Annotated in this window: 22 protein-coding genes; 13 read left to right on the forward strand and 9 right to left on the reverse strand. The window is 73.1% G+C overall.

Annotated elements, in window-relative coordinates:
• Positions 1 to 44: 44 nt before the first annotated feature.
• Together ACFV18_RS08885 and ACFV18_RS08890 are read left to right on the forward strand one after the other, a co-directional pair.
• Positions 45 to 467, forward strand: coding sequence for a helix-turn-helix transcriptional regulator (locus ACFV18_RS08885; RefSeq protein WP_380480957.1), 423 nt, complete (start codon positions 45 to 47; stop codon positions 465 to 467).
• A gap of 10 nt (positions 468 to 477) precedes the next feature.
• Complete coding sequence (locus tag ACFV18_RS08890; RefSeq protein ID WP_380480777.1) at positions 478 to 891, forward strand: VOC family protein; 414 nt, start codon at positions 478 to 480, stop codon at positions 889 to 891.
• A gap of 131 nt (positions 892 to 1022) precedes the next feature.
• Here the strand turns inward: ACFV18_RS08890 and sph are convergent, their stop codons facing one another.
• The gene (sph, locus tag ACFV18_RS08895; RefSeq protein WP_380480778.1) at positions 1023 to 2000 is read right to left on the reverse strand and encodes a sphingomyelin phosphodiesterase; all 978 of its coding nucleotides are present in this window, start codon (positions 1998 to 2000) and stop codon (positions 1023 to 1025) included.
• Between the two features lie 203 nt (positions 2001 to 2203).
• On the opposite strand from sph, the gene ACFV18_RS08900 reads away from it, so the two are divergent.
• Together ACFV18_RS08900 and ACFV18_RS08905 are read left to right on the forward strand one after the other, a co-directional pair.
• Positions 2204 to 2935 carry a Clp protease N-terminal domain-containing protein gene (locus ACFV18_RS08900; protein WP_380480780.1) on the forward strand — a complete coding sequence of 244 codons (732 nt, stop codon included), beginning with the start codon at positions 2204 to 2206 and terminating at the stop codon, positions 2933 to 2935.
• 147 nt (positions 2936 to 3082) lie between these two features.
• The gene (locus tag ACFV18_RS08905) at positions 3083 to 3703 is read left to right on the forward strand and encodes a GNAT family N-acetyltransferase (RefSeq protein WP_380480782.1); all 621 of its coding nucleotides are present in this window, start codon (positions 3083 to 3085) and stop codon (positions 3701 to 3703) included.
• 284 nt (positions 3704 to 3987) lie between these two features.
• Here ACFV18_RS08905 and ACFV18_RS08910 read toward each other — a convergent pair whose 3' ends face one another.
• Positions 3988 to 5382: an FAD-dependent monooxygenase gene (locus ACFV18_RS08910; protein ID WP_380480784.1), complete on the reverse strand. Its 1395-nt coding sequence runs from the start codon at positions 5380 to 5382 to the stop codon at positions 3988 to 3990.
• An 88-nt stretch (positions 5383 to 5470) separates the two neighbouring features.
• On the opposite strand from ACFV18_RS08910, the gene ACFV18_RS08915 reads away from it, so the two are divergent.
• Positions 5471 to 6031, forward strand: coding sequence for a TetR/AcrR family transcriptional regulator (locus tag ACFV18_RS08915; protein WP_380480786.1), 561 nt, complete (start codon positions 5471 to 5473; stop codon positions 6029 to 6031).
• A gap of 8 nt (positions 6032 to 6039) precedes the next feature.
• Here the strand turns inward: ACFV18_RS08915 and ACFV18_RS08920 are convergent, their stop codons facing one another.
• Positions 6040 to 7215 carry a hypothetical protein gene (locus tag ACFV18_RS08920; RefSeq protein ID WP_380480787.1) on the reverse strand — a complete coding sequence of 392 codons (1176 nt, stop codon included), beginning with the start codon at positions 7213 to 7215 and terminating at the stop codon, positions 6040 to 6042.
• Between the two features lie 576 nt (positions 7216 to 7791).
• Here ACFV18_RS08920 and ACFV18_RS08925 point away from each other — a divergent pair.
• The 3 genes from ACFV18_RS08925 (at position 7792) to ACFV18_RS08935 (ending at position 11167) form a co-directional block, all read left to right on the forward strand.
• The gene (locus ACFV18_RS08925) at positions 7792 to 8442 is read left to right on the forward strand and encodes a class I SAM-dependent methyltransferase (RefSeq protein WP_380480788.1); all 651 of its coding nucleotides are present in this window, start codon (positions 7792 to 7794) and stop codon (positions 8440 to 8442) included.
• A gap of 437 nt (positions 8443 to 8879) precedes the next feature.
• Positions 8880 to 9443: a hypothetical protein gene (locus ACFV18_RS08930; RefSeq protein ID WP_380480789.1), complete on the forward strand. Its 564-nt coding sequence runs from the start codon at positions 8880 to 8882 to the stop codon at positions 9441 to 9443.
• Between the two features lie 209 nt (positions 9444 to 9652).
• Entirely contained in the window at positions 9653 to 11167 is a 1515-nt protein-coding gene (locus ACFV18_RS08935) for an IPT/TIG domain-containing protein (RefSeq protein WP_380480791.1), read from the forward strand.
• 389 nt (positions 11168 to 11556) lie between these two features.
• Here the strand turns inward: ACFV18_RS08935 and ACFV18_RS08940 are convergent, their stop codons facing one another.
• From ACFV18_RS08940 to ACFV18_RS08955, 4 genes are all read right to left on the reverse strand, one after another.
• Entirely contained in the window at positions 11557 to 12423 is an 867-nt protein-coding gene (locus tag ACFV18_RS08940; RefSeq protein ID WP_380480793.1) for a helix-turn-helix transcriptional regulator, read from the reverse strand.
• 791 nt (positions 12424 to 13214) lie between these two features.
• A complete protein-coding gene (locus tag ACFV18_RS08945; RefSeq protein ID WP_380480795.1) occupies positions 13215 to 14036 on the reverse strand; it encodes an alpha/beta fold hydrolase in 822 nt (273 codons plus the stop codon).
• 702 nt (positions 14037 to 14738) lie between these two features.
• Positions 14739 to 15383 (reverse strand): LuxR C-terminal-related transcriptional regulator, encoded by a 645-nt coding sequence (locus ACFV18_RS08950; protein ID WP_380480797.1) that lies wholly within the window; start codon positions 15381 to 15383, stop codon positions 14739 to 14741.
• On the reverse strand, positions 15371 to 16525 hold the full coding sequence (locus tag ACFV18_RS08955) for a sensor histidine kinase (protein WP_380480799.1): 1155 nt from the start codon (positions 16523 to 16525) through the stop codon (positions 15371 to 15373). The genes ACFV18_RS08950 and ACFV18_RS08955 overlap by 13 nt, the downstream gene beginning before the upstream one ends.
• 113 nt (positions 16526 to 16638) lie before the next feature.
• Between ACFV18_RS08955 and ACFV18_RS08960 the strand changes: the two genes are divergently transcribed.
• Positions 16639 to 17874 carry a serine hydrolase domain-containing protein gene (locus ACFV18_RS08960; protein WP_380480801.1) on the forward strand — a complete coding sequence of 412 codons (1236 nt, stop codon included), beginning with the start codon at positions 16639 to 16641 and terminating at the stop codon, positions 17872 to 17874.
• A 72-nt stretch (positions 17875 to 17946) separates the two neighbouring features.
• Here the strand turns inward: ACFV18_RS08960 and ACFV18_RS08965 are convergent, their stop codons facing one another.
• Complete coding sequence (locus ACFV18_RS08965) at positions 17947 to 18480, reverse strand: MarR family winged helix-turn-helix transcriptional regulator (RefSeq protein ID WP_380480803.1); 534 nt, start codon at positions 18478 to 18480, stop codon at positions 17947 to 17949.
• 69 nt (positions 18481 to 18549) lie between these two features.
• On the opposite strand from ACFV18_RS08965, the gene ACFV18_RS08970 reads away from it, so the two are divergent.
• The 3 genes from ACFV18_RS08970 (at position 18550) to ACFV18_RS08980 (ending at position 20725) form a co-directional block, all read left to right on the forward strand.
• A complete protein-coding gene (locus tag ACFV18_RS08970; RefSeq protein WP_380480805.1) occupies positions 18550 to 18759 on the forward strand; it encodes an SDR family NAD(P)-dependent oxidoreductase in 210 nt (69 codons plus the stop codon).
• Positions 18760 to 18930: 171 nt separating this feature from the next.
• Positions 18931 to 19554, forward strand: coding sequence for a hypothetical protein (locus ACFV18_RS08975; RefSeq protein ID WP_380480807.1), 624 nt, complete (start codon positions 18931 to 18933; stop codon positions 19552 to 19554).
• A gap of 145 nt (positions 19555 to 19699) precedes the next feature.
• Positions 19700 to 20725, forward strand: coding sequence for a TIGR03617 family F420-dependent LLM class oxidoreductase (locus ACFV18_RS08980; RefSeq protein ID WP_380480808.1), 1026 nt, complete (start codon positions 19700 to 19702; stop codon positions 20723 to 20725).
• An 11-nt stretch (positions 20726 to 20736) separates the two neighbouring features.
• Here ACFV18_RS08980 and ACFV18_RS08985 read toward each other — a convergent pair whose 3' ends face one another.
• Positions 20737 to 22167, reverse strand: coding sequence for a DUF2252 domain-containing protein (locus tag ACFV18_RS08985; RefSeq protein WP_380480810.1), 1431 nt, complete (start codon positions 22165 to 22167; stop codon positions 20737 to 20739).
• 1011 nt (positions 22168 to 23178) lie between these two features.
• Between ACFV18_RS08985 and ACFV18_RS08990 the strand changes: the two genes are divergently transcribed.
• Positions 23179 to 24492, forward strand: coding sequence for a DUF2254 domain-containing protein (locus ACFV18_RS08990; protein WP_380480812.1), 1314 nt, complete (start codon positions 23179 to 23181; stop codon positions 24490 to 24492).
• The last annotated feature ends 65 nt before the right edge of the window (positions 24493 to 24557 follow it).

Consider the following 24557-nt stretch of genomic DNA (forward strand, 5'->3'; position numbering starts at 1 on the left):
TGCAGATCGACGACCTGAAGCGGCTCCGCAAGGCCCGCGACACCATGGACCGCGACTACGCCGAACCACTGGACGTCGCGGCGCTGGCCAAGGTCGCGCTGATGTCGGTCGGCCACTTCCAGCGCAGCTTCCGCGCCGCGTACGGCGAGACACCGTACAGCTACCTGATGACCCGCCGGATCGAGCGCGCCAAGACCCTGCTGCGGCGCGGCGACCTGTCCGTCACCGAGGTCTGCATGGCCGTCGGCTGCACCTCGCTCGGGTCGTTCAGCACCCGCTTCACCGAACTGGTCGGCGAGAGCCCCAGCACCTACCGGGCCCGCGACCACAGCGCCGCCGAGCACATCACCGCGTGCGTGGCGATGTACCTCACCCGCCCGATCCGCGGCACCGACACGGGCCGGCCCAATGCCGGATCGGCGAAGCCGATCAGGAACGGAGAAGCGGAAGCGGGCGCCGGTCAGTAGCGTCGGGGGCATGGACATCAAGCTTTCGCAGTGCTTCATCGCCGTTGACGACCACGAGGCCGCGCTCGGCTTCTACCGGGACGCGCTCGGGCTGGAGGTGCGCAACGACGTCGGCTTCGAGGGAATGCGCTGGGTGACGCTCGGCTCGGCCTCCCAGCCCGACGTGGAGGTGGTGCTGGAACCCCCCGTCGCCGACCCCGGCGCCACCGACGCCGACCGGCAGGCCGCTGCCGAACTCCTCGCCAAGGGCCTGCTGCGCGCCGTCAACTTCCGTACCGCCGACTGCGACGCGACCTTCGAGCAGATCCGGGCCACCGGCGCGGACGTGCTCCAGGAGCCGATGGACCAGCCGTACGGGGTGCGCGACTGCGCGTTCCGCGACCCGGCGGGCAACATGGTCCGCTTCGCCCAGCCCCGCCGCTGACTCCGGTGGGACGGGTGCCGCCCGGAGCCCTTGGGGCGGCACCCACCCGCGTACCTGTCCGTATGCGTACCGGCTTGCCCATTCGTGTACCGACGGCTTCCCGTCCGGTCAACGCAGGTTGACGGAACCGGTCAGCCGGCGATCAGCGGGTAGTGGTCGGAAAGATCGGTGTAGGTGTACGAGGTGCCCCAGCTGCTGACCGTCCACGGCGCGCTGTGGAAGCGGTGCACGGTGTTGGTGTACTGCTGCGGGCGGGCGTGGTCGGCCCGGTAGAGGACGTAGTCCAGGTCCTCCTTGGGCTCGCCGGGGTAGCGGTAGGCGGCGATCGAGTTGTCGACCGTGTCGAAGGAGTTCGCCCAGCCGTCACGGGTACTGGTCGGGGCCAGGTTGCCGTTGGACAGCAGCGCCGGGTACTCGGTGCCGTGCGAGTCGATGTTCAGGTCGCCGGCCACCACGATCGGCTCGCTCGCCGGGATCTGCTTGGCGTCCAGGAACGCCTTCATCGCGCGCAGCTGCCTGCCCCGGATATCGGCGGCCTGGCCGCTGGAGCAGCCGGAGTCGGTGGACTGGAGGTGGGTGCCGACCACGTGGGTGCGCTGCCCGTTCACGTCGATCTGCGCGTAGACGAACCCCTTGTTGGACCACCAGTCCGAGCCGCACGCGTCCTTGAACACGTACTGCTCCTTGCGCAGGATCGGCCACTTGCTGAGCAGCGTCACCCCGCCGTCCTCGGGCGTGGCGCTGCTGTAGCTGCCGGAGGTGGCGTCCCACCCGCTGGTGGAGCGGCCGACCACGGGCGTGTGGTACGGGTACGCGGCCGAGGCCTTCGACACCAGCGCGTCGGAGGTGGCGTTGTCGAACGCCTCCTGCAGCACCACCACGTCGTGGCCCCGGAAGAAGTCCGCGCCCGCGATGGCCTGGGCCCGGTAGGACTGGCCCCAGTTCGGGTACAGGTTGGTGCTCATCAGGAAGGTGTTGTAGGTGAGCACGTTCAGCGGGGCGACGGTGAGCGGGGCGCCGTCGGCGTGAGCGGCGGCCTGAGGGACGGTCAACAGCGTTGCGGCAGCGGCGAGTACGGCGGCGACGCGGGTGGTGCGGGTGGCGGGCATGGAGGCTCCGGGGGTGTGGGGCGGCGGGTGTGGGGCAGTCGGTGTTGTGCAGTCAACTCGGGCCTTCGTGACGCGGACAAGACACCGGGGGGCGGGTGGGTGAACTCGACCGAAACACCCCCTACCGGCGGGTAGAAAACGGCCGGTGCGGCGACTGTCAACCGACGGTTGACACTCCTCAACTGTCAACCTAGGGTTGCCTCATGGCTGACACCTCTGGAGCAAAGCCCTCCATCCGGCTCGACGACCTGATCGAGGGCATCAAGAAGTCGTACCCCGAAGCGCTCGACCAGCTCTCCAACGCCGTCCTGGTCGCCGACCACCTCGGCGACGTGGCCGACCACCTGATCGGCCACTTCGTCGACCAGGCCCGCCGCTCCGGCGCGTCCTGGACCGACATCGGCCGCAGCATGGGCGTCACCCGCCAGGCGGCCCAGAAGCGCTTCGTCCCCAAGGACCCCGGCGAGGTCACCGAGATCGACACCGCGCAGGGCTTCAACCGCTTCACCCCGCGCGCCCGCAACGTGGTGATGGCCGCCCACCAGGCCGCCAAGGACGCCCACAACGACGAGGTCCGCCCCGAACACCTCGTCCTCGGCCTGCTCGCCGAACCCGAGGGCCTCGCCGCCGCCTACCTCACCACCCGCGGCATCGCCCTGGACACCGTCCGCGACGCCGCCCGGGCCGCCCTCCCGCCCGCCGTCGAGGACGCCCCCGAACTCGTCCCCTACGACGCCGGCGCCAAGAAGGCCCTCGAACTCACCATGCGCGAGGCGCTGCGCCTCGGCCACAACTACGTCGGCACCGAACACCTCCTGCTCGCCCTCCTCGAACACGAGGCCGGCACCGGCATCCTCACCGACCTCGGCCTCGACAAGCCCACCACCGAGGCCGCCCTCCTCGACGTCCTCGCCCAACTCACCCCCGACGCCTGACCGTTCGCCCCCCGGCGGGCCCACCCTCGCGAGGGCGGGCCCGCCGTCGTCCCGTTCCGTCCCGGCTGGCGAAACCCGGTTGACGGCCGGTCGCGGCGGGCGGTTCGCTGGCGATTCACCAGGGCGATGGGCGAAGGGTGGGGCGGGATGGGATACCGACTCGAAGGGCCGGTACTGGAAGGCGAGTTGGTGCGGCTGGAGCCGCTGGAGCAGCGGCACGCGGGGGAGTTGGCGCGGGCGGTGGAGGAAGCCCGGGACAGTTACGGGTTCACCTGGGTGCCGCGGGCTGAGGAGGTGGCCGGGTACATCGAGGCGCAGCACGCGCGGGCCGCGGACGGGCGGCTCGCGCCGTACGCGCAGATCGCGCTGGCGAGCGGCCGGGCGGTCGGGGTGACGGCGTACTGGGAGCCGCGGACGCTGCCGGACACCGACGTACTGTTCGCCGTGGAGGTCGGCTTCACCTGGCTGGCGGCCTCGGCACAGGGGACGGGCATCAACGCGGAAGCGAAGCTGCTGCTGTTCCAGCACGCGTTCGAGCGGTTGGGCGTGGCCCGGGTGGACCTCAAGACCGATGCGCGCAACGCCCGTTCGCGGGCCGCGATCGCCGCCGTCGGTGCCCGGTTCGAGGGCGTGCTGCGGAAGTCGAGCCGCTCATGGGTGACGGGCGAGGACGGCGGTCTGCGGGACGCCGCAGTCTTCTCGATCATCGACACCGAGTGGCCACAGACCAAGGCCGCCCTCCGGGAACGCGTCGCCCGCTATCGCTGATGAAACGTCATTTACCGTTCAGTGGCGGCGGATTGGCCAGCGCGGTCGGCGGCGGGGGCGCGCCGCCCATGCCGGTCGGTTTGCCGGGCGGGGCTTTCTGCGGGGCCAGGGCGTTCCTCCTTGGAGCGGGCGGCAGGTGAGGGTGCGGTTGTTTGCTGAGTGCCCGATGGCGGGACCTGCTATGCGGTGCCTTGCTGTGCCGCGCGCCGCCGTACCGGGCCCTGCCCTGCCATGCCGTGCCTGGTCATGCTGCGTCCTGCCGTGCTCTGCCGTGCCGCGTCCCGCTATGCAGGGTGGGCCGCCGGGCCGCCGGGGTGGGGTGGCGTCCGGTTGAGGGTGGGCGGTTCCCACACGTGGTGGCGCAGGATTGCCCGGAGGGTCGGCCCCGGGGGCATCAGCGGCATGGCGGAGTTGCGGACCGCCACTGCGAGCGGGTGCGACAGTCCCGGTCCCATCCGGCCCGCCTGTCGGGCCGCCCGGGCGACGGCCTGGGCGCGCGGGCGGCGCGTCGCGTCGTACCGGGAGAGCGCGGACGGCAGATCGGGCGCGTCGGCGACGGCGGCCGCGAGGGTCACGGCGTCCTCCAGCGCCTGGCACGCGCCCTGGCCCAGGTGCGGGGTCATCGCGTGCGCCGCGTCGCCGAGCAGCGCGACCCGGCCGACCGTGAACGTCGTTAACGGGGTGCGCAGTTCGCGCAGGTCGTGGTGGAGTACCGCGTCCGGCCGGGTGGCGGCGAGCAGCTCCGGGATCGGCTCGTGCCAGCCGCCGAACCGCGAGCGCAGCTCGGCCAGCGGATCCGCGAACCGGGTGCCGGGCGGCAGCGGAAGGACGGCGTGCCACTCGGCCCGGCCGTCCGGCAGCACGATGTGCCCGAACTCCGCGCCGCGGCCCCAGGTCAGCTCGAACTCGCCCTCCAGCGCCACCGGTTGATCGGTGATCGCGCGCAGCACGGCCGTGCCGGTGGCCACCGCGCCGGGGTGCTCCGGCAACAGCAGGCCGCGCAGTCGGCTGCCGACGCCGTCCGCCGCGACCACCAGATCCGCGCACCGCGTGCCGTCGGAGCAGCCAACCCGGACCCGCCCCGGCCCGTCGTGCCCCGGCCTGTCCCGCCCCGGCCTGTCCCGCCCCGACCCGTCGTGCCCCGGCCTGTCCCGCCCCGGCCCGTCGTGCCCCGGCCTGTCCCACCCTGGCCTGTCCCACCCTGGCCTGTCCTGCCTCGGTCCGTCCTGCCCTGGCCTGTCGTGCCCTGGCCCGTCGTGCCCCGACCCGTCCCGCCCCGGCCCGTCGTGCTCGACGGTCAGTGCGCGGACGCCGATCAGCAGTGCCTCGGCGGGCAGTGCGGCCCGGAGCAGCCGGTGCAGTTCGGCGCGGGTGATGCCGACGATCGGGCTGCCCACCGCGCGCTCCAGCGCCGCGCCGTCCATCCGGGCCAGCCAGCGGCCGTCCGGTCGGCGGGTGCCGCCCCGGTACTGTCCGTGCGAGGCGGCCCGGACCGCCTCGCCGACGCCGAGTTCGTCCAGCGCCCGCAGCCCGTTCGCGGCCAGCGAGATCGCCGCCCCGGCATCGTCCGGCACCGCCGAACGCTCCAGCACCGTCACGTCCCAGCCGACCCGACGCAGCCCGAGTGCCGCCGCCAGCCCGCCGATCCCGCCACCGACCACCGCCGCAGTACCGCGCACCGTCGAAACCCCCAGTCCTTCTACAGATGTAGAAGGAACGGTAACGGTGCTTACGGGAGCTGCCCGCAGCGCGGTGTTAGATGAGGGCATGGCCACCGACCGACGCACCCTGCTCGCCGACGCCGCCCTCGGCGTCCTCGCCGACCAGGGCATCCGCGGCCTCACCCATCGCGCCGTCGACCGCGCGGCCGCTCTGCCCGACGGCACCACCTCCGCCTACTTCCGCACCCGTGCCGCGCTGCTCACCGCACTGGTCCGCCGACTGGTCGAACTCGACCAGCACGAGCTGGAGTTGACCGCCGCGCAGGCCCCCGCGCCGCGTACGGCCGCCGATCTGGTCGAGGGCCTCGCGCTGCTCGCCCACCGCCGGCTCACCGGCGAGGGCCGCCGCCGCTCGCTGGCCCGGTACGCCTGCGTGCTGGAGAGCGTCCGCGACCCGGAACTGCGCGAGATCCTGATCCCTCGCGAGAACACCGGCCGGGAGGCCGTCCGGCAGTTCCTCGCCGCGCACCGCGTCCGCGACGTCGAGGACCGCGCGCTCACCCTGTTGGCGGGCTTCGACGGGCTGGTGCTGGACGGGCTGGTGCGCGGCGAGACCCTGCGGCGCGAGGCGCTGGAGGGTCTGGTCGCGGCGGCCCTGCGACCCTGAGCTCCCGATCAGGAGTTGACCGCCCACTGGTGGGCGATGCCCTGGTGCAGGGCGGCGTAGACCCGGTCGCGCAGGGCGTTGGCGTCGCTGTCGGTGAGGGTGCGGTGGAGGTGGCGCAGGACCACCTTGACCAGCAGGTTGTGCTGGTCGGGGCGGGCCCCGAGGCGGGTCAGGGCCTGCGGGGGGAGGACATGGCACGGGGTGGTGGAGAGGATCTCGACGGTCTCCACGCACTCCGCGTCCGCGCCGAGCGCGTCGCGGACGCGGTCGCCGAGGTCCTCCGCCAGGTCGATGCGGTCCACGGCGATGGACAGGTCGCGGCGGATCGCCGGCAGCGCCGAGACCGGACGGTACGGGGCGAGATCGGTCAACTGGGCCGTCACCGCAGGGTCGGTGGAGCGCAGGATCCGGATGTCCGGGATGCCCTTGATCAGCATCAGCACCCGGTCCAGTCCCATCCCGAGCGCCAGCCCGCTCCACTCCGGCCCCAGCCCGGCCCGGGCCAGCACGCCGGGGTGGGCGAGGCCGCACTCGGCGACCTCCACCCACTCGCCGCCGAGGTTGACGTCCAACTGCCGCCCCGCCAGCGTGTACGGGTGGACGCGATCCTCGGTGCGATACTCCGCGCCCGGCAGCAGGGCGTCGGCCAAGGCGGCGATCATCTCCGTCAAGTCGGCGGGCGTGGTGGGAAGTTGGCGGCGGGTCAGGTACCAGAGGTCGAGCTGGTGCGGGGTGCCGGTGTGCAGCCGGTCGATGCTGTCGCGCCGGTACACCAGGCCCGGGCAGACCAGCAGGACGGACTCGGGGGCGGCGGGATCGGCCGGTTCCGCTGCGAGATCGCGCAGGGCGCGCAGGGCACGCAGCGCGCCGGGCACGAGCGCGCTGGAGTGGCTGCGCAGCATCCGCCGGTCGTCCACGTAGCGGGTGTACCGGGAGTCCCGAGTGACGTCGTCAGTACGGTAGTTGAGGTGGTCGTAGTTGTCGGCGACGGTGACGATCCGCTCCCCGCGATGCACCCGCACCGGGCAGTCCCAGCGCCGGGCCAGCGCATCGGCGGCCCGATCCGCCACCAGCTGCACGGCGTGCGGCCCGGCGGCCGGATCGGTCAGATCGCGGACGGCCAGATCGCGGGCGAGCTGATCGGCGGACAGCGGACGAACGGAAGAGACGGGCAGAGCGGACACGACGGGCCTCCGGGCCTGAGCAGGGGACTTTGAGGGGGAACACACACCCCCGGCCCCTGGGCACGAGCCGCCGACCGGGACGAACCCCGCCCGGCTCGGCCGATCTGCTCGGCGACGCAGCGCTAACGGCGTGGCGAAACCCGACCCCAGCGGCACCCATCGGGAGCCGGGGGGCCGGTAAATCGGCGAGAGATCGCTACGACGGCCACGGGCAGAGTCTAAGCACCCCCAACCACCCGCCGGCAATCGGTTTTCGCGCGGGCCGGCCGGACGTTCGACACCCTCCGGCGTGCACTTCACCCTCCAGCGGGACGGACGGGCCGCGTCCTGACGACCCTGGCGCAGCTCGATCTCGGAAACAAGGTGCGGGGGTCCCGCCGGGAACGGCCGACGCCCAAAGCGCGGCCGGGCTGTTCGTCCGCACCGACTGGCGGGTGCGTCGATCGAATGGGACCGAGTGCGAGGTCGAGACCGCTTCGCGGAACTTGAGCCGACTCCGGGTGACCCCGTGCTTCGTTGGCAGGATCCGGAGCGAGGGTTCAGACTGGGCGCTTTCGAAGAGCGGGAGGCGCAGGGATGACGGACCACCAGGCCGGGGTAGGGCAGGCGTACGACGTGGTGGCGGAGCTGTACGCGACCATGTTCACGGGTGAACTCGCCAGCCGGGACGACGAGTTGGCGTTGATCGGGGAGCTGGTCTCGGCGCCGCCGGTGACCCGGCGCGGACTTCCCGTCGGCGACCTCGGCTGCGGCCCGGGCGAGGCGACGGCGCTGCTCGGCGGGCTCGGTGTGCGCGCCGTCGGGCTCGACCTGTCGGCCGGGATGCTCGCCCAGGCCCGGCGTCGCCACCCCGGCGAGAGTTTCGTGCGCGGCTCCCTGCTGTCCCTCCCGTTCGCCGACGCGAGCCTCGGCGCGGCGCTCGCCCGCTACTCGCTGATCCACCTGCCGCCCGCCGAAGTCCCGTACGCCCTCGCCGAGTTGCGCCGCGTCCTGGCCCCGGGAGGCCGTCTGCTGCTCGGCTTCTTCGCCGCCGACCCGAGCCTCGGCGACGCCGACCACCCCGTCCCCTTCGACCACAAGGTCACCACCGCCCACCGCTGGCCCGTGGACACCCTCGCCACCCTCCTGACCGCCGCCGGCCTCACCGAGACCGCGCGCAGCGTGCGCCAACCCGGCCCGGGAGAGCGCTTTCTGCAGGCGACCCTGCTGGCCGAAGTCGCGTCCTGACAGCCCGTTTCCGGATGCCAACCACGCGCGTGGCCAACCCTGTTCAGGCCCCGATGCGACGGCAGCGAGCTGCTGCCGGGTAGTTGGTCGCGGCCGTGATGCCTCAGCCGGGAATCGGGTCGCCAGCCGGGAATCAGCTCGCGAGTCAGGAATCAGCTCGCGGCAGGCGGGTCGCAGCAGGGCATGTCCACCATGTGCTGGTCAACGACGTGAGTGCGGCGGGCACGACGGCGCACTCTTTCGGGTGGCTGCCGCTGAACCGGCCTTGCCGGTGGCTGCGGGGGGTGCCACTTTGAGGTCTCAAGGTGAGGTCTCAAGGTGAGGTCTCAAGGTGAGGGCTTTGCTCGGGCTTTGGGTGGGCGACACCTCGGACTCCGACATCGCTCAGGGCCGGTCCGATTTCCCTCGTTCGTGGGCGTTCGCGAAAAGGAGCCGTTATGCGTTTCGCTGGACTGGTGCGGTTGGTGGCTTCCGCCTCCGCGGCTGCGTTTTTCGTGCCGATGGCCACCGCCACCGCCGCCCCGACTTCGCCGAACCGATATGTGCGGGCAGTCCCCGCATCCGTCACCACGGCGCCGCGATCGGTCGATGAACCGCACTGCGCCGGGGAATGGATCGACTCCAACTCCGACGACACGCGGGAGATGAAGAGCTGGCTGTGCATGTACGACGCCGGAGACGCCAAGAACGTTTATGCGGGCCTGTGGACCGAATGCCGCTGGTGGAAGATCATCGGCTGGTCCGCGCCGCCCAATGGCTGTCGGATCTGGGAGCCCAGCTACTACAAGCTCACAGCACCGGACGGCACGGTGTACGAGGGCACCTTTCCCGGCGCGTCCGGTTCGAGCGCGGCCGCATCGGAGAGCGATCGATACCCCTGCCAGGAAGGCAGCTGGAACGTGTGGAGCTACTACGGCGTCCAGATGAAGGACGTTCTCGGCAACTGGGGCAGCAACGTGTCCGGCACCCACGAGGGCACCTTCACCGTCCACTGCCCCTGACCACCGCAGGGCTCCCCGCACGTCCTCACTCCTCGTCCGGCTCTGCCCCTCGCGGCCCGGCCCTCGAAACCATCGGGGACCGGGCCGCGAGGGCGTACGCCCGATGGCATGACGTCCCGGGCCCGGACACATCGCCGGACGCCCCCGGCGGAACCCAGAGGGACACGGCCTCCCGTTCCGGTGAGGCGATCCGTTCCCAGGGAGCAGGTATGTCGACGGAGCAGAGCACACCGATCACGCCGCAGGCGGCCATGACGCTGGCCGCGATCGCGGCGACGGCGGCCACGCCGCGTCCCTCGGGCGAGACGGTGGCGGAGCAGCAGAGCCGGATCTTTCTGGGCGTCAGCGAGCAGCTGGCCGAGTCCTCCCTCGCGACCGGGGACGACTGGGTCCTGAGGTGGCTGGCGCTGAGCCCGGACAACGCGAACATGGCGTACCTGGCCGCGAGCCGTTCCTCCAATGCGTTCGCCGTGGTCCTGCGCGGCACGGTCGCCAACGTCACCGACCTGCTGGAGGACCTCGACGTGGGCACGGTGGTGCCGTTCACCGCCGCCGGCTCGCCGCCCGCCCCGGTGGCCGTCTCCAAGGGGGCGATGGAGGCGTTCACCCAGGTCGTCACCATGAGCGCGGGAGGCGTCACCCTGCGGCAGGCGCTCGCCGAGGCGTTTGTGGGCACTGAGTCGAAGCCCACCGTCTACGTGATCGGTCACAGTCTGGGCGGCTGCATCGCCACCATGGTCGCGCCCTACCTCCGGGCGCAGCACTGGCAGGGTGCCACCCCACGGTTCGGCCTCTGCACCTTCGCCGCCCCCACCGCCGGCGGCCAGGACTTCGCGGCGTACGTCGACTTCCTCGACTGGGTCGTCAACGAGCGTTACTACAACGCCTGGGACTTGGTGCCGCAGGCCTGGACGAGTCTCGACGACGCCAAGAAGTGGTACCCCCATCCGCCCGGCCCGGAGGCGAACGAGGACGTCAAGGCGGTGATCACGGCGATCGCAGCCCTGCGGGGTCCGCACGTCTACGCCCAGCCGGGCACGGCGCACCTGTTGCACCCGGACTACAAGAGCGACTACAACCATGCCATGGTCAGGAAGACGCTCCAGGACTTCATGGGCCAAGTCGCCTTTCAGCACGCGAACTCCACCTACCTGGGTCTGCTCGGTGCCCGCGATGTGCTGTCCGGCCCGGTGGTGCGGGCCATCTCCAGCAACGCCGGCCAGGCCGGCAGTGCGATCGCCATCGCGGGCAGCGGATTCGGTGCGGGCACGACGGTCGACTTCGGCACCGTCCCGTGCCAGGATCCGGTCGTCAGCAGCGACGGCCTCGGGATCAGCGTCTACGCGCCTCCCGGCGTCGGCGTGGTCGCCGTCCGGGTCACCACCAACCTGGGCACCTCGCCGGCCGTTCCCTTCGGCCAGTTCGCCTACGACGGCCCCGCCCCGGCGGTGATCACCGGCCTTGCTCCGGACAGCGGCCGGAAGGGCCACCCCGTCACCATCACCGGCGTCAACTTCTCCTCCGACGCCCAGGTCTTCTTCGGCGACAACCGTTCTCCGTCCGTCGAGGTCAAGCGCACCGGCGCGCCCAGCGAGATCGTCGCCACCGCACCCGACCCGACCACCGGCGCCGGCAAGCCCCACACCATCGACGTCACCGTGCTGTCGAACGGCTACTCGTCCCCGACCGGTCCGGTGACCGAGTTCACCTACAAGGAACTGTGAGACTGCTCCCGCAGGCGCCGGGCAGGTGGCCGGCCACGGTCGGGGCGAACCGGGCTCCCAGCACCGCTCGCCGACCTGCCGGGCGATCGACAACCCGGCGCCGCACTCGCCGCAGGTTGCCACGCCGAACAGGTGCGAGCGCGACGGCGGAGAGCCCGGCCTCGATGGCGGCGTCGCACAACACCCGTGCAGGGAACGGGTGGGGGGTACCCGCCGGGTCGCCGGGCTCCCAGTCGCCCACGGCGGAGAAGTAGTGGCCGGCCTCGCGCCGATGGAGACGAACCCTTCCCTCCCGCAGGGCGTCCTCGGCGGTGCCCTACGCGTGCTTCAACTGCGAACAGTCCGTCCTGCGGGCCATCCTGCCGGGCCGTGCTGCGGAGGCGGCGGCCTCAGTCCACCCAGCCCCGGCGGTGGGCCTGCCAGCCGAGTTGGATGCGGGTGTCGGCGCGGGCGAGGGACATGAGGCGGCTGATGCGGCGTTGGACGGTGCGCAGGCCGAGGCTGAGTTGTTTGGCGACGGCGGGGTCGGTGGCGCCGGAGAGGAGGAGGGCGAGGATGCGGCGGTCGGTCTCGTCGGGGTCGCCGGCGGGGACAGGGCCGACGGCGCGGGCGGGGCCGGTGCGGCCGAGGGGGTGGGCCCATTCCCAGGTCTGTTCGAACAGGACGGTGAAGGCGGTGACCAGGGCCGGGGCGCGGACCACCAGGGCGACCGGGTCGGACGCGGACTCGCTGAGCGGGACGAGGGCGAGCGCCCGGTCCGCGACGATCAGCTTGGTGGGGACCTGTTCGACCACCCGGATCTGCTGCTGACGGCCCATCGCCTCGAACAGCGGCTGGGCGGCGCCCGGTTCGTCCAGGGCACGGCGCTCCAGCACCACCCCGTAGGTGACGCCGCGCTCGACGGCCGCCGACTCGGCGCCGGTCTCGTCGGCGGGAACCACCTGGTGGCGGCCCGTCACCAGCGCGAGGACTTCGTGCTCCGCACCGGCCTGCAACTGCGTGACGCGGTGACTGATCGCGGCCCGCCCGGCCACCACCTCGATCAGGTCGGGGTGCGCCTGGCCCTCCCGGGCGGTCGCCGAACGGTAGACCTCGGTGAGGGTGGACGCCGTCAACTCGGCCTTCCGCAGGGCGTGCCGCTGGCCGGTGAGCAGAGCCTCCAGGGCGACCGCCGGGGGAGCGGCGGTGTAGCGGCGCCCGGCGCCAGGGGCCACCAGCCCACAGGCCTGGAGCAGTTCGAGCGAGCCGATCGGCAACGGGCCGCAGCGGGCGGCCAGTTCGGCGCGTCGCCGGTCCGTGGGCCACCAGGTGGGTGTAAACCCGCTCCGCGTGCTCGTCCAGACCTATCGCCGACAGCACCCGCGCTCCGTTCGCCGCACTCCCACGCGCCGAGGCCTGCATGCACTGGCCCGCACGCCCACGCGCCGAGGCCCGCATGCACTGGCCTGCACGCCCACGTGCCCAGGCCCGCACGCACAACGCGCACTGGCCCGCACGCTCACTCACGCGCCCAGGCCCCCACGCACCTGCCGCGCACAGGCCCCCACGCCGGCCGCAGGCCAGTGGCGGTTTGCCGCCGGGCGGTGACCCGCCAGGCCACCTCATGACCGGTCAGCCCCGTTTTCTGCCAGGCTCACCGGCCATAACCCGACACCTGGAGGCGTTCATGACACGGCCGGCGCGGATACGCGGCGCGATGGCACTGATGGCGGCGGGCATCCTCGCCACCGGCACGCTCACCATGATCGACCAGGCATGGGCCGCCCAGCCCGCAAACCCCGGGTCCACCCTGACGGAGCGTCAGAGCGCCCTCCCGCACACCGTCACCCTGATCACCGGCGACCGGGTGCAGGTCGGCACCGGCACCGACGGCCGCGCCGCCGTCACCGTGCTGCCCGACGAGCACGGCAACGTCCCGCTGGCGTTCACCCGGCAGGAGAACGGCGACCCGTACGTCATCCCGCAGCACGCCTCCGCCGCGCTCGCCGCCGGCACCCGCGATCCCCGGGCCCCACCGGCACTGCTCCGGTGGGGCCCGCTCGCCGCCTCAGGCGGGCAGGCCGTGCAGGAACTCGGCCACCAGACGGTGCAGTTCGGCCGGATGCTCCAAGTGGACGTCGTGCCCCGCACCCGGCACGCTCGCCGCATGCACGTCCGGACGCAGCGCCAGCATCCGGTCGGCGTCCGCAGCCGGGATGATGCCGTGCTGGCCGAGCACCAACAGTGCCGGGCAGTGCGCCGCGCCCGCCCAGTCGTCCCAGCGCTCTCGGACGGCGTTCTCGGCCAGCGCCGCCACCATCACCTCCGGGTCGAAGCGCGGCCACCAGCCGTCCGCGCGCTGCTCCAGGCCGTTCGCCCACGCCTCGCCGAGCGGGCCGCCACCGAAGAACCGCACCGCCGACGCGTACTGCGCGAACGGCACCGGCCATGCCTCCAGCAACTGCCCGATCTCGGCCGGCGCGTCCGGTGACGCCCCGGCGGCGGCCTCCACCAGCACCACCCCGGCGAACCGCCCCGGGTGCGCGGCCGCCGCCAGCAGCGCGGTGTGCCCGCCCAGCGACTGCCCCACCAACAACGGACGTTCGAGGCCGAGCGCGTCCGCGACCGCGATCACGTCCGCCACGAACGCGTCCCGCCCGAGATCCGCCGGGCGGCGGGTGGAACGGCCGTGACCACGCTGGTCCACCGCCACCACCCGGTGCGCCGGAGCGAGAGCGGCCGCCAGCACATCCCACTCGCCCGCATGCCCCGCCAGCCCGTGCAGCATCAGCACCGGCCGCGCGCCCGCCGCACCCGCCCAGTCACGGCAGTGCAGTTCGACTCCGCCACCGGCCACCGTCCGGGCCGTCCACGGGCTCTGCGTGCTCATCCGCTCATCTCCCAACGCTACGGGGCCGGTCGGCCACGGGGTGTGAGGTGACAATGCCACGCGGGGCGATGTTGATCAATGGCACCGGCGAGTAGCGAACGACTGTGATCAGCGGTGGAGATGACGGACCGTCAACCACCGCCCCGAGGCCCGCCGCCCAGCTGTGACGCTCTCTGACGTTCAGTCGGGTAGCTGTGGTTGAGGTCGGTGGGTGCGGTCGGAGTCCGGCGGTAACCGCTGTCGTCAGTAGCCCGGTTCCCCGTTTTCCCCGCCGGAGGCGCTTCGCTCCCCGGCGCCCCGTCCGGCAAGTAGGCCTGCCCGCCGTCTCGCCGGAGGTGCCCCCGTCCGGCCTCGCCAGGGCTGGTCGTGGCTGAGGTGGGTCAGGACGGCGCGGACCCGGCGGTGGCCGCTGTCGCCAATAGCCCGGCTTACCGTTTTCCCCGCCGGAGGCGCTTCGCTCCCCGGCGCCCCGTCCGGCAAGTAGGCCTGCCCCCCGTCTCGCCGGAGGTGCCCCCGTCCGGCCCCGCCAGGGCTGGTCGTGGCTGAGGTGGGTCAGGACGGCGCGGACCCGGCGGTGGCCGCTGTCGCCAACGGCCCGGCTCCCCGTTTCCCCGCCGGAGGCGCCTCGCTCCCCGGCGCCCCGTCCGGCAGCCGGCCTGCCCCCCCGTCTCGACGGAGGTACCCGGAGCGGCCCCGCCAGGGCTAGTCGTGGCTGAGGTAGGTCAGGACGGCGCGGACCCGGCGGTGGCCGCTGTCGGTGGGCGACAGGGCGAGCTTGGTGAAGATGTTGCCGATGTGTTTGTGGACGGCGTTGTCGGTGATGACCAGGCGGGCGGCGATGGTGGCGTTGTCCTTGCCCTCGGCCATCAGCGCCAGCACCTCGCGTTCGCGGGGGGTCAGGGCGGCGATGGGGTCGTGGGCGGGGCGGGTGAGGAGCTGGCCGATCACCTCGGGGTCCATGACCGTTCCGCCGGCGGCCACTCGGCGCAGGGCGTCGACGAATTCGCTGACCCGGCCGACCCGGTCCTTGAGCAGGTAGCCGACGCCGCCGCGCCCGTCCGAGACCAACTCGCCCGCGTACTGCCGCTCGACGTACTGCGAGAGCACCAGCACCGGCAGGCCGGGGTGCCGGCGGCGGGCCTGAATCGCCGCGCGGATGCCCTCGTCGCGGAAGCCCGGCGGCAGGCGGACGTCGACGATGGTGACGTCCGGCCGGTGTTCGTCGACCGCGGCGAGGAAACCGGGCGCGTCCTCGGCGATCGCCGCGACCTCGAAACCCTTGGCGGTCAGCAGGAGTTCCAGCCCGCTGGACAGCAGCACGTTGTCCTCGGCGATCACGACCCGCACGGCAACTCCACCTCGATCGTGGTCGGCCCGCCGACCGGACTGTGTACGTGCACCGCGCCGTCCAGCGCCAGCGCCCGGTGCCGGATCCCGGCGAGGCCGGTACCGCGCGATGCGTCCGCGCCGCCCACTCCGTCGTCCGTGACCAGCACCGTCAACCGGTCGCCGTTCCGGCGTACTTGAACGCCCGCCCGGCCCGCCCCGCTGTGCTTGGCGGCGTTGGTGAGCGCCTCGGCGACGGTGAAGTAGGCCACCGCCTCCACCGCCGCCGGGACGGAACCGAGCGGCCCGGTGTCGAGGTCGGTGTGGATCGCCGCCCCGGCGGCCAGCGCGGCCAGCGCCCCCGTCAGGCCCCGGTCGGCGAGGATCGGCGGGTAGATCGTCCGGATCACCGCGCGCAGCTCCGCCATCGCGTCCTCCGTGCCCTGCTGCGCCTGCGCGAGGAGCCCGGCCACGGCCGCCGGTTCCTCGCCGAGCAGGTCGCGCGCCACCCCGAGCCGCATCGCGATCGACACCAGCCGGGCCTGCGTGCCGTCGTGCAAGTCCCGTTCGATGCGCCGCAGTTCCGCGCCGTGCGCGTTCATCGCGCCGACCCGGGTCTCGGTCAGCGCCGCCACCTGAAGGGCCAGCCGCTCGGCGGCCGACGGCGACAGCAGCGCCACGCAGAGCCGGGCGTGCAGCCGCGCCAGCGGCGGGACCACGAAGTACGTCAGCGCGGCGAACCCGGCCACCTGCGCCGTGCCCAGCGTCAACGCGGTGCCCCAGCCGGTCAGCGGGACGCCGGCCGCGAAGCCGCCCGCGCGGGTGCCGGGCGGCAGCGCCCACCACAGCGGGACGGTGACGGCGGTGGTCAGCGTGTTGCCCGCGCACAGGACGGCGAGCAGCCCGAACACCAGGCCGCAGGCGAGGTTCGCCGCGACCCACAGCAGCACCCGTCCGGTGCCGACCCGGACCGGACCGGACGGCGCGGCGCGCAGCAGCCGGTCCGCGCGCCGCCGGTGCCAGGACGCCCAGCCGCGCGCCACCCGCGGCACCAGCAGCACCGGCAGCGCGGCCGGCGTGGCCGCGCCCGTGCCGAGACTGCCCAGCAGATACCCCAGGCCGCGCCACAACGCCCTCAGCCGGCCGCCCCGTTGATCATTCATTCGGAACAGTCTGAGCCATCGTCACCGAGCCCGGCACTACAGCCAGCTGCACCAATTTCCCACCAGTACGGGGTACCGACCGCGCACCCCCGCCCCACCTAGCGTCAACCACCATGACGAGCACATCGATTGACACCCCCCTCGACACTCCCCGCCGCTCCCGCCGCCGCACCCTGCTGCTGGCCGTCCTCGGGGCGGGCGCGCTGACCGCCGGCCTGCTGGGCGCGAACGCCGCCGTCAAGCGGCACGACGGCGGACACCGGACGAACCCCGTACTCCAGCGCAACGTCGACGCCCTCACCGCCCTCGGCGCCACCGGGGTGCAGGCCCGCCTGAGCGGCCCCGACGGCCTGGACGTGACCGCCGTCGGCGGCGTCGCCGACACGACCTCCCGGCAGGCCGTCCCCGCCAATGGGTACTTCCGGATCGCCAGCATGACCAAGGCTTTTGTTGCCACCGTGGTCCTGCAACTCGTCGCCGACGGCAAGCTCTCGCTGGACGACACGGTGGAGAGCCGGCTGCCCGGCGTGGTGTCCGGCAATGGCAACGACGGGCGGGCGATCACCGTCCGCGACCTGCTCCAGCACCGCAGCGGCCTGCACGACGACTACCCGGACTACACCTCCGAGGAGGACTTCCGCAAGCACCGCAACGACACCGTCACGCCCCAGCAGACCGTCGCGCGGGCCATGGCCCACCAGCCCGACTTCAAGCCCGGCACCAACTGGAACTACGACAACACCGGTTACGTGCTGCTCGGCATGATGATCGAGCGGGTCACCGGACACCCCTGGCACCAGGAGGTGCGCGAGCGGATCGTCCGCCCGCTCGGCCTCGACCACACCTCCCGGCCGGGCACCGACCCGACCCTGCCGCAGCCGCACGCTGCCACCTACCAGCGCTTCCAGGAGGGCGGGCCGCTGGTGGACGTCACCGAGCAGGTCGGCGCGGGCACCAACGGCGAGGCCGGCCTGATCTCCACCACCGCCGACCTCGACCGCTTCCTCCAGGGCCTGCTCGGCGGCCGCCTGCTGCCGCCCGCCCAACTCGCGCTGATGCAGCAGACCGTGCCGGTCGGCCAGGACTTCGAACAGCTGATGCCCGGCGCCCGCGACGGACTCGGCCTGTTCTCCCGCCCGCTGTCCTGCGGCGGCGTGTACTGGGGCCACGAGGGCGGCGACTCCGGCTGGATCACCGCCACCGGCGTCACCGCCGACGGCCGCCGGGCCGTCACGGTCTCGCTGTCGGGCGTCCGGATCGCGGGCCCGGAGGACGTGGTGCGGATCGCCGCGGCCGAGAACAAGCTGGTGGACGACGCGCTCTGCGACGCGAAGGACGGCGGCAAGTGAGGGGTTGGCCCGAACCGGGAACGGCGCGGCGGCAGAAGCAGGTGACGGTCGTCAATACCGGGCGAGGGGCCGTCAATCAAGGCGCCCGTAGAGGTCGGTGAGCAGCCGGTCGAGCAGCTCGGCGAGCCGGGCGCGTTCGGCGGGGGAGAGGCCGGTGACCAGCTCGGCCTCGCGCCCGAGAACGGCGTCCACCGAGCGTTCGACCAGCGCGTGGCCCGCGGGGGTGAGGGTGACCAGCACGGCCCTGGCGCCGGTCGGCGCGGGGGAGCGGCGCACCATCCCCTCGCGTTCGGCCCGGGCCACCCGCTGCGAGATCGCGCCGGCGGTGACCAGCGTCCGGCGGGCGAGCTCACGGGTGGTCAGCTCGTGCGGCGCGCCTGAACGCCGCAGCACGGACAGCAGATCGAGGGTGGCCGCGTCGATCCCGGCCGCCCGCAGGACGCGGTTGCGGTCGTCGGCGAACAGCTTCCCGAGCCGCCAGACCGGGGTGACGATCCCGATCGAGTCGGTGGGGGTGCCGGGGCGTTCGCGCCGCCAGGCCGCGGCGATCGCGGCGGCCGAGCGGCCGTCGTCCGACGGGTCGAAGTCCTCTGCCGGCTCGGGCATTTGGGGAGTTGCCTCCGGCTTCTCGGCTATGTTTAGGTCTAAACGTAGCAGTCATCGAGCAAGGACACCGTGACCCGCACCGCGCTCGTCGCCGGAGGAAGCAGCGGCATCGGCCGGGCCGTCGCGGCCCGGTTCGCCGCCGACGGCGCCGAGGTGCTCCTGACCGGCCGCCGGCCCGAGACGGTAGCCCCGAAGCCGCCCCCGCGCGCTTCCGGACCGAAGACGGCCGACAGCCAGACCTTCTACGTGACTCCGTCCCCATTCGTCCTGCCCACCTGACGGCCCGTCGGCAGGCGTTCTCCTCCCTCGGGCGTACCCGGGCCGGACGGCTCATCCTCCGAGCCGATGATCACCGCGGTGCCGTCGGCCAGCATGGGGGCCGACAAGCGGAAAGGGGGCGGCTTCCGGGGCGCCCACGAGCGAGGGGGACGGGCAGTGCGGCGAGGAACGATGTTGGTAAGCGCTTTCCTCGTTCTCGGCGCCACCCTCGGCGCCTTGGCGGCCTGCGACCCCGAGAGCACTGTGTTCGACAAGCAGGCCGAGTACGCAGCCCAGACCACCGGGCTGCGCACCGAGCTGGAGCCGATGGTGCGGCGGTTCCACCGCTTCGGTGAGCTGGAGAGCGCGCAGTGGGTGACACACGCGCCCGGCGTTCATCCCCGGTCACTGCCGAACCAGGACCAGCCGTATGTGCTGTACGCGGTCCTGCACCTGAAGCCCGGCCAGGTCAAGCGTCTGCTCGACGGCCGGCGCAGCGACCCCGTGGCCGCCCCCACCTTCGCCGCCGACGACCTGCCGGCCTACGGCCTGCCGCTGCCCGACGACCTGCCGGGCGGCCTGCCCGCCTCGCTCGCGCCGTACGTGCCGACCAACGCCGCCTGGGTGGCCGCCCCGGAGCTCAACGAGGTGCTGGTGAAGGCCTGGCCCGAGGTGACGGTGTGGTTCGATCCGGCGAGCGACACCGCCGTGGTCTTCTCCATCAACCCCGGCGACCCGGACGAGGCGAAGGAGAAGGTGGACACCCACGGCCAGACCTTCCTCGTCACCCCGTCGCCGTTCGTCCTCCCGTCCTGATGGCCCGCCGCCCGCCGCCCGCCCACCGTCAGCCCGCCGAGGGCCCGCCGCCTCCCGTCCTGACGGCCCGCCGACGGGCGGCGCGGGCGGCCGCGCATAGCATCGGGGCGTCACAGCCCCGCACCGCCCGCAGGAGCGTCCGCCCATGCAGATCGATCTCGCCGTACCGCCGTTGCCCGCCACCGCGCCCGACCTGGCCCGGGCCGCCGAGGAGCGCGGGGCGGGCCGGTTCGTGCTGTCGGAGACCTCGCACAACCCGTTCCTGCAACTGGCCCGGGCCGCCGACCGGACCGAGCGGATCGGCCTGGCCACCGGCGTGGCGATCGCCTTCGCCCGCACCCCGATGACGCTCGCCTACGAGGCGTGGGGCCTGCACGAGAGCTCCGGCGGACGGGCGGCGATCGGGCTCGGGACGCAGATCAAGCCGCACGTCGTGCGCCGCTTCGGCATGCCCTGGGACCGCCCGGCGGCCCGGATGCACGAGTACCTGGCGGCCGTGCGGGCGATCTGGCACAGCTGGCAGACCGGCGAACGCCTCGCCTTCCGCGGCGAGTTCTACCGGCACACCCTGATGACCCCGGTGTTCGCACCCGCGCCACTCCCGTACCAGCCGCCGCCCCTGCTGCTGGCGGGCGTCGGGCCACTGATGACGGCCACCGCCGGGGCGGTCGCGGACGGGTTCCTCGCCCACCCGTTCGGCTCGCCGCAGCACCTGGCCGCCGCCGTCCTGCCGGCCGTCCGCGCCGCCCGCGCCAAGTCCGAGGCGGAGAACGCCCCTTGGACCTCCCGCCCGTTCGAGGTGGTCGCCAACGTGCTGGTCGCCACCGGCCGCGACGAGGACGAGTACCGCACCAACCTCCGCCTGGTCCGCGAACGCCTCGCCTTCTACGCCTCCACCCCCGCCTACCGTCCCGTCCTGGAGACCCACGGCTGGGCCGCTCTGCAGGACGAGCTCCACCCCCTGTCGGTGCGCGGCCGCTGGGAGGAGATGGGCCGGCTGATCGACGACACCGTCCTCGACACCTTCGCCCTCACCGGCGAGCCCACCGCCGTCGCCCGCGAACTCCACCACCGCTACGGCCAGTTGGCCGACCGCCTCTGCCTCAGCGGCCCGGACGGGACGGACGCCGCCCCGCTGCTGGACGTCCTGTCGGCCGCGGTCGGAAGCTAGCCTGTCCGGCCCTAGGGGCTCGGCAGTTCCTCGGCGGGCAGCCGACCGGCCCGGACGGCATCGACCAGCGCCTGGTGGTCGCGTTCGTTCCGGTCGGCGTACGCCTCGGCGAACGACACCAGCGCGCGGTCGAACACGTCCTTGGTGCCCAGGTACGCGGCGATGGCGATCCGGTCGCCGGAGCGGGCGTGGGCGCGGGCCAGGGTGAAACCGCAGACCTCGCCGAAGGCCTTCATGCCGGACGGCAGCAGCTCCTCGGCGACCACGATGCCCTTCCAGTCGCGCAGTTGGCGGACGTAGAAGTCGCGGCGCTTGCCGTCGATGCCCAGCACCCGCTCCCAGCCGAGGAAGATGTCGCTGGAGGCCTGCATCAGCCGCTGGCCGGCCACCACCCGCTCGCCCTGGTTGCGGTACTCGCTGGCGCCGACGTGCTCGGCCAGGACGGACGGGCCGGCCTCCTTCGCCTGGAGGAACAGCGGGTCCCGGTCGTCCCGGCCGAGCAGCAGGAAGATCCAGCAGCGGGTGCCGACGCTGCCGACGCCGACCACCTTGCGGGCCACGTCCACCAGCCGGAAGTCCTGCAACAGGGTGCGCCGGTCGGAGGCGAGGGTGGTGCCGTAGCGTTCGATCAGGCCGCGGAACTCCTGCTCCAGCACCGCGCGTTCCAGGTCCGGCAGCAGTTCGGCGATGGGCACGAGCAGCGGCGGGTCGGGGGCGATCCGCACCTCGCCGTCGACCACCTGGCTGAGCTTGTCGAAGACCTGAAGGCTGTCGCGGGTTCGGGCCTTCGCCATGGTGCGGGAGAGCGTCTTTTGGCCGTGCTTGTGAAGGCGTTCGGTGGCCATCGCCTGGAGTTGCTCGGCGTCCATCCGGGTGTACCAGAGGTCGAGGTTGCGCATTCCGGCGAACCGGGTCATCGACTCGCGATACGAGCGGACGCAGGCCCGCACGATGCCGGCCCGCACCCGGTCGTCGAAGCCGTTGGCCCGCCCGGCGATCACCAGGCTGGCCGCCAGCCGCTTGACGTCCCACTCCCACGGGCCGGGCAGCGTCTCGTCGAAGTCGTTGATGTCGAACAGCAGTTGACGCTCCGGCGAGGCCAGAAGCCGGAAGTTCAGCATGTGGGCGTCACCGCACAGCTGGGCCCGGATGCCGGAGTCGGGCGAGCCGGCCAGGTCCGAGGCCATGATCGCGGCGGCGCCCCGGTAGAACCGGAACGGCGACTCCGTCATCCGGCCGTAGCGGATCGGCACCAGCTCCGGCACCCGGACCGCCGACTGCGCCTCCAGGATCTTCAACGGGTCCGGCCGGTTCTTCCCCGGCCGGAACTCCGCGTGGCTCGAACGCGGAGCGCGCCGCCGGGCCTCCTTGCCGCGCGCCACCCGCTCCTCGGGCGTCGCATTCGGCACGGCCCGGAGCGCCGTGGTCGACTCCTGTGCCATCAGAGGCCTCCTCACGCTCACCGCACCCACCCCGGCGCCCGGCGGGCACCCACCTCCGATCATCTCGGCACCGGATGGATCCGGCCTCTCGTACCGCGCACGCCTACGGGCCGGTGCGGGTGCACCGGCCCGCAGGGGTGGTTCGGGTACGCCAGCGGCGCCTGGCATGCCGAGGGCGGCTCGCCAGGACGAAGGCCGTGCCCGTGCCGACCACCAGCGTGCCGAGGGTGGCGCCCCGGGCGAGACCGGAACTGCCGGTGCAGACGAGCGCACCCTGCGGCGCACCGCTCGGGGGCGGCCCGGCGGGCTGGGGCTCGGCGAGCCGGCCTGCGGGTCGTACGCGCCGGCGTCGATGGTGAGGTCACGGAACGGCGCAGCGGAACACCATGCCGATCCACCGCCGACACCAGCCTGCCGGCGGCGGGCGACGACCGGGGGCAGGCTCCGGTGCGACCCCGCCGGCCGAGGGGCCGCTGGGCCGGCTGCTGAGCCGACAACTAGCCGGAATCTCCCACAAGTTGACCGAAACTCAAACAAGGGGAAGGCCAACTTCCGCAGACCGTACTGGAGTTCTGTCAGCATCCCGCCGCGTGGTGAGCATCAAGAACAAGCGGGTCCGCCGGGGCGGTGCGGTGAAGTCACGGACACGCTGGGCGGCAGCCGCCCTCCTCGGCGTCCTGGCGGCCGCGGCAGCCACCTTCGTCCTGGTCGGAAACGGCGAACGTGCCCGTCCAGGCCCTGCCGGAGCTCACCCCGGCGAGGTAGGCAGCAACGGCGCTCACCGCACCGGGACCGTGCAGCGCCACATCGTCCGTTCGCCCGTTCGCCCGTCCGCCCGTCCGCCTGTCCGCCCGTCCGCCCGCACCACCCGCCCCTCCGCCCGTCCGCCGGCCCGGCCCGCACCACCCGACCGTGCGCCAGTGCCACCCCCCGACCGGCGCCCGCGGCCGAATCCACCGCCCACCCGCGTCCTTCCCGAGGGCGGGGCCCGGCCGTGGCTAGCCTGGCGAGATGAGCGAGCAGCACAGCGGGCGGCGCCGGCCGCGGTATCGGGCGTTGTCGCCGTTGCGGGAGCTCCTGCGGGAGTCGTTCTGGTTCGCGCCGCTGGTGGCCTGTGTGGGGGCGATGCTGCTGGCGGGGCTGACCGACCTGATCGACCAGGAGCTGTTCTTCGAGGCGGCGGCCACCCAGGGCACCGAGAACCTGCAGTCCTTCGCCACCGCGGCCAAGAGCGTGGTGTCCACCGTCAGCGCGGCGATGCTCACCTTCATCGGCGTGGTGTTCTCGATCTCCCTGGTGGCGCTCCAGATGGGCGCCAGCCAGATGAGCCCCCGGGTGCTGCGCCTGTACGTGCGCAGCCGGCTGACCAAGGCGACGTTCTCGACCTGCCTGGCGACGTTCGTCTTCACCCTGCTGGTGCAGCTGGGCTACGACGACACCACCGACCCGGCGCGCGCCGTCTCCGTCCCGGTGGTTTCGACCATCGTCGCGGTGGCCCTGGTGATGCTCAGCCTTGCGCTGTTCGTGCTGTACGTGCAGGCGACGATGCGGCTGCTGCGGGTGCCGCACATGATCGACCGGATCACCCGGGAGTCGCTCCAGGTCCTGCTGGCCTACCGCTGGCTGGCCCCGAATGCTGCCGCAGCGGGCGCTGCGCCGCAGGGCCCGACGCTGCTGCACGAGGGCCGGGCCGGCGTGCTGCGGGACGTCAACATCCGCCGCCTGGTGCGGGTGGCCCGGCGGCACGGGGCGGTGCTGCACCTGGTGCCGCGGATCGGCGACTTCATCGCGCCCGGCACCCCGACCGTCCTGGTGTCCGGTGGCACCCCGCCCCGGCCGGGGTGGATCACCACCGCGCTGAACGTCGGTGTGGACCGCACCATGCACCAGGACCTCAGCTTCGGCTTCCGCCAGCTCGTCGACATCGCCATCCGCGCCCTGTCGCCGGCCGTCAACGACCCCACCACCGCCGTGCAGGCCCTCGACCGGATCCATCAGCTGCTTGCCGTCCTCGCCCCGTACCAGGTGGGCGAGCTGCGCCACCGGGACCGCGACGGCGCGGTGCGGCTGGTGCAGCCGGTGCCGGGCTGGGAGGCGACGGTGGACCTGGCGTTCACCGAGATCCGGATCTGCGGGGCCGGCCAGCCCCAGGTCACCCGCCGGCTCGCCGCCGCCCTGGACGACCTGCTGCGGATCACCCCGGAGCCGCGGCGCGACCCGTTGCAGACGCAGCGCCGCCTGCTGGAGCGGGCCGTCGCCGTGGCCGTCCCGGACGAGCAGAACCGGGTCTTCGCGCTCAGCCCCGACCGCCAGGGCATCGGCTGAGAAGCTGAGCCGAGACACCCCGGCCCCAGAACAAAAAGCAGGATCCGCCCGGGAGAAGCTCCAGG

This window comes from Kitasatospora sp. NPDC059673 (assembly GCF_042734215.1).
Lineage (GTDB): Bacteria > Actinomycetota > Actinomycetes > Streptomycetales > Streptomycetaceae > Kitasatospora.

Bases quoted from the DNA above. Each gene is read 5' to 3' on its own strand.
- ACFV18_RS08935 (WP_380480791.1), top strand. From the start codon at position 9,653: ATGTCGACGGAGCAGAGCACACCGATCACGCCGCAGGCGGCCATGACG.
- ACFV18_RS08890 (WP_380480777.1), top strand. From the start codon at position 478: ATGGACATCAAGCTTTCGCAGTGCTTCATCGCCGTTGACGACCACGAG.
- ACFV18_RS08915 (WP_380480786.1), top strand. From the start codon at position 5,471: ATGGCCACCGACCGACGCACCCTGCTCGCCGACGCCGCCCTCGGCGTC.
- ACFV18_RS08985 (WP_380480810.1), bottom strand. From the start codon at position 22,167: ATGGCACAGGAGTCGACCACGGCGCTCCGGGCCGTGCCGAATGCGACG.
- sph (WP_380480778.1), bottom strand. From the start codon at position 2,000: ATGCCCGCCACCCGCACCACCCGCGTCGCCGCCGTACTCGCCGCTGCC.
- ACFV18_RS08925 (WP_380480788.1), top strand. From the start codon at position 7,792: ATGACGGACCACCAGGCCGGGGTAGGGCAGGCGTACGACGTGGTGGCG.
- ACFV18_RS08960 (WP_380480801.1), top strand. From the start codon at position 16,639: ATGACGAGCACATCGATTGACACCCCCCTCGACACTCCCCGCCGCTCC.
- ACFV18_RS08975 (WP_380480807.1), top strand. From the start codon at position 18,931: ATGTTGGTAAGCGCTTTCCTCGTTCTCGGCGCCACCCTCGGCGCCTTG.
- ACFV18_RS08990 (WP_380480812.1), top strand. From the start codon at position 23,179: ATGAGCGAGCAGCACAGCGGGCGGCGCCGGCCGCGGTATCGGGCGTTG.
- ACFV18_RS08945 (WP_380480795.1), bottom strand. From the start codon at position 14,036: ATGAGCACGCAGAGCCCGTGGACGGCCCGGACGGTGGCCGGTGGCGGA.
- ACFV18_RS08885 (WP_380480957.1), top strand. From the start codon at position 45: ATGGACCGCGACTACGCCGAACCACTGGACGTCGCGGCGCTGGCCAAG.
- ACFV18_RS08955 (WP_380480799.1), bottom strand. From the start codon at position 16,525: ATGAATGATCAACGGGGCGGCCGGCTGAGGGCGTTGTGGCGCGGCCTG.
- ACFV18_RS08930 (WP_380480789.1), top strand. From the start codon at position 8,880: ATGCGTTTCGCTGGACTGGTGCGGTTGGTGGCTTCCGCCTCCGCGGCT.
- ACFV18_RS08965 (WP_380480803.1), bottom strand. From the start codon at position 18,480: ATGCCCGAGCCGGCAGAGGACTTCGACCCGTCGGACGACGGCCGCTCG.
- ACFV18_RS08980 (WP_380480808.1), top strand. From the start codon at position 19,700: ATGCAGATCGATCTCGCCGTACCGCCGTTGCCCGCCACCGCGCCCGAC.
- ACFV18_RS08905 (WP_380480782.1), top strand. From the start codon at position 3,083: ATGGGATACCGACTCGAAGGGCCGGTACTGGAAGGCGAGTTGGTGCGG.
- ACFV18_RS08900 (WP_380480780.1), top strand. From the start codon at position 2,204: ATGGCTGACACCTCTGGAGCAAAGCCCTCCATCCGGCTCGACGACCTG.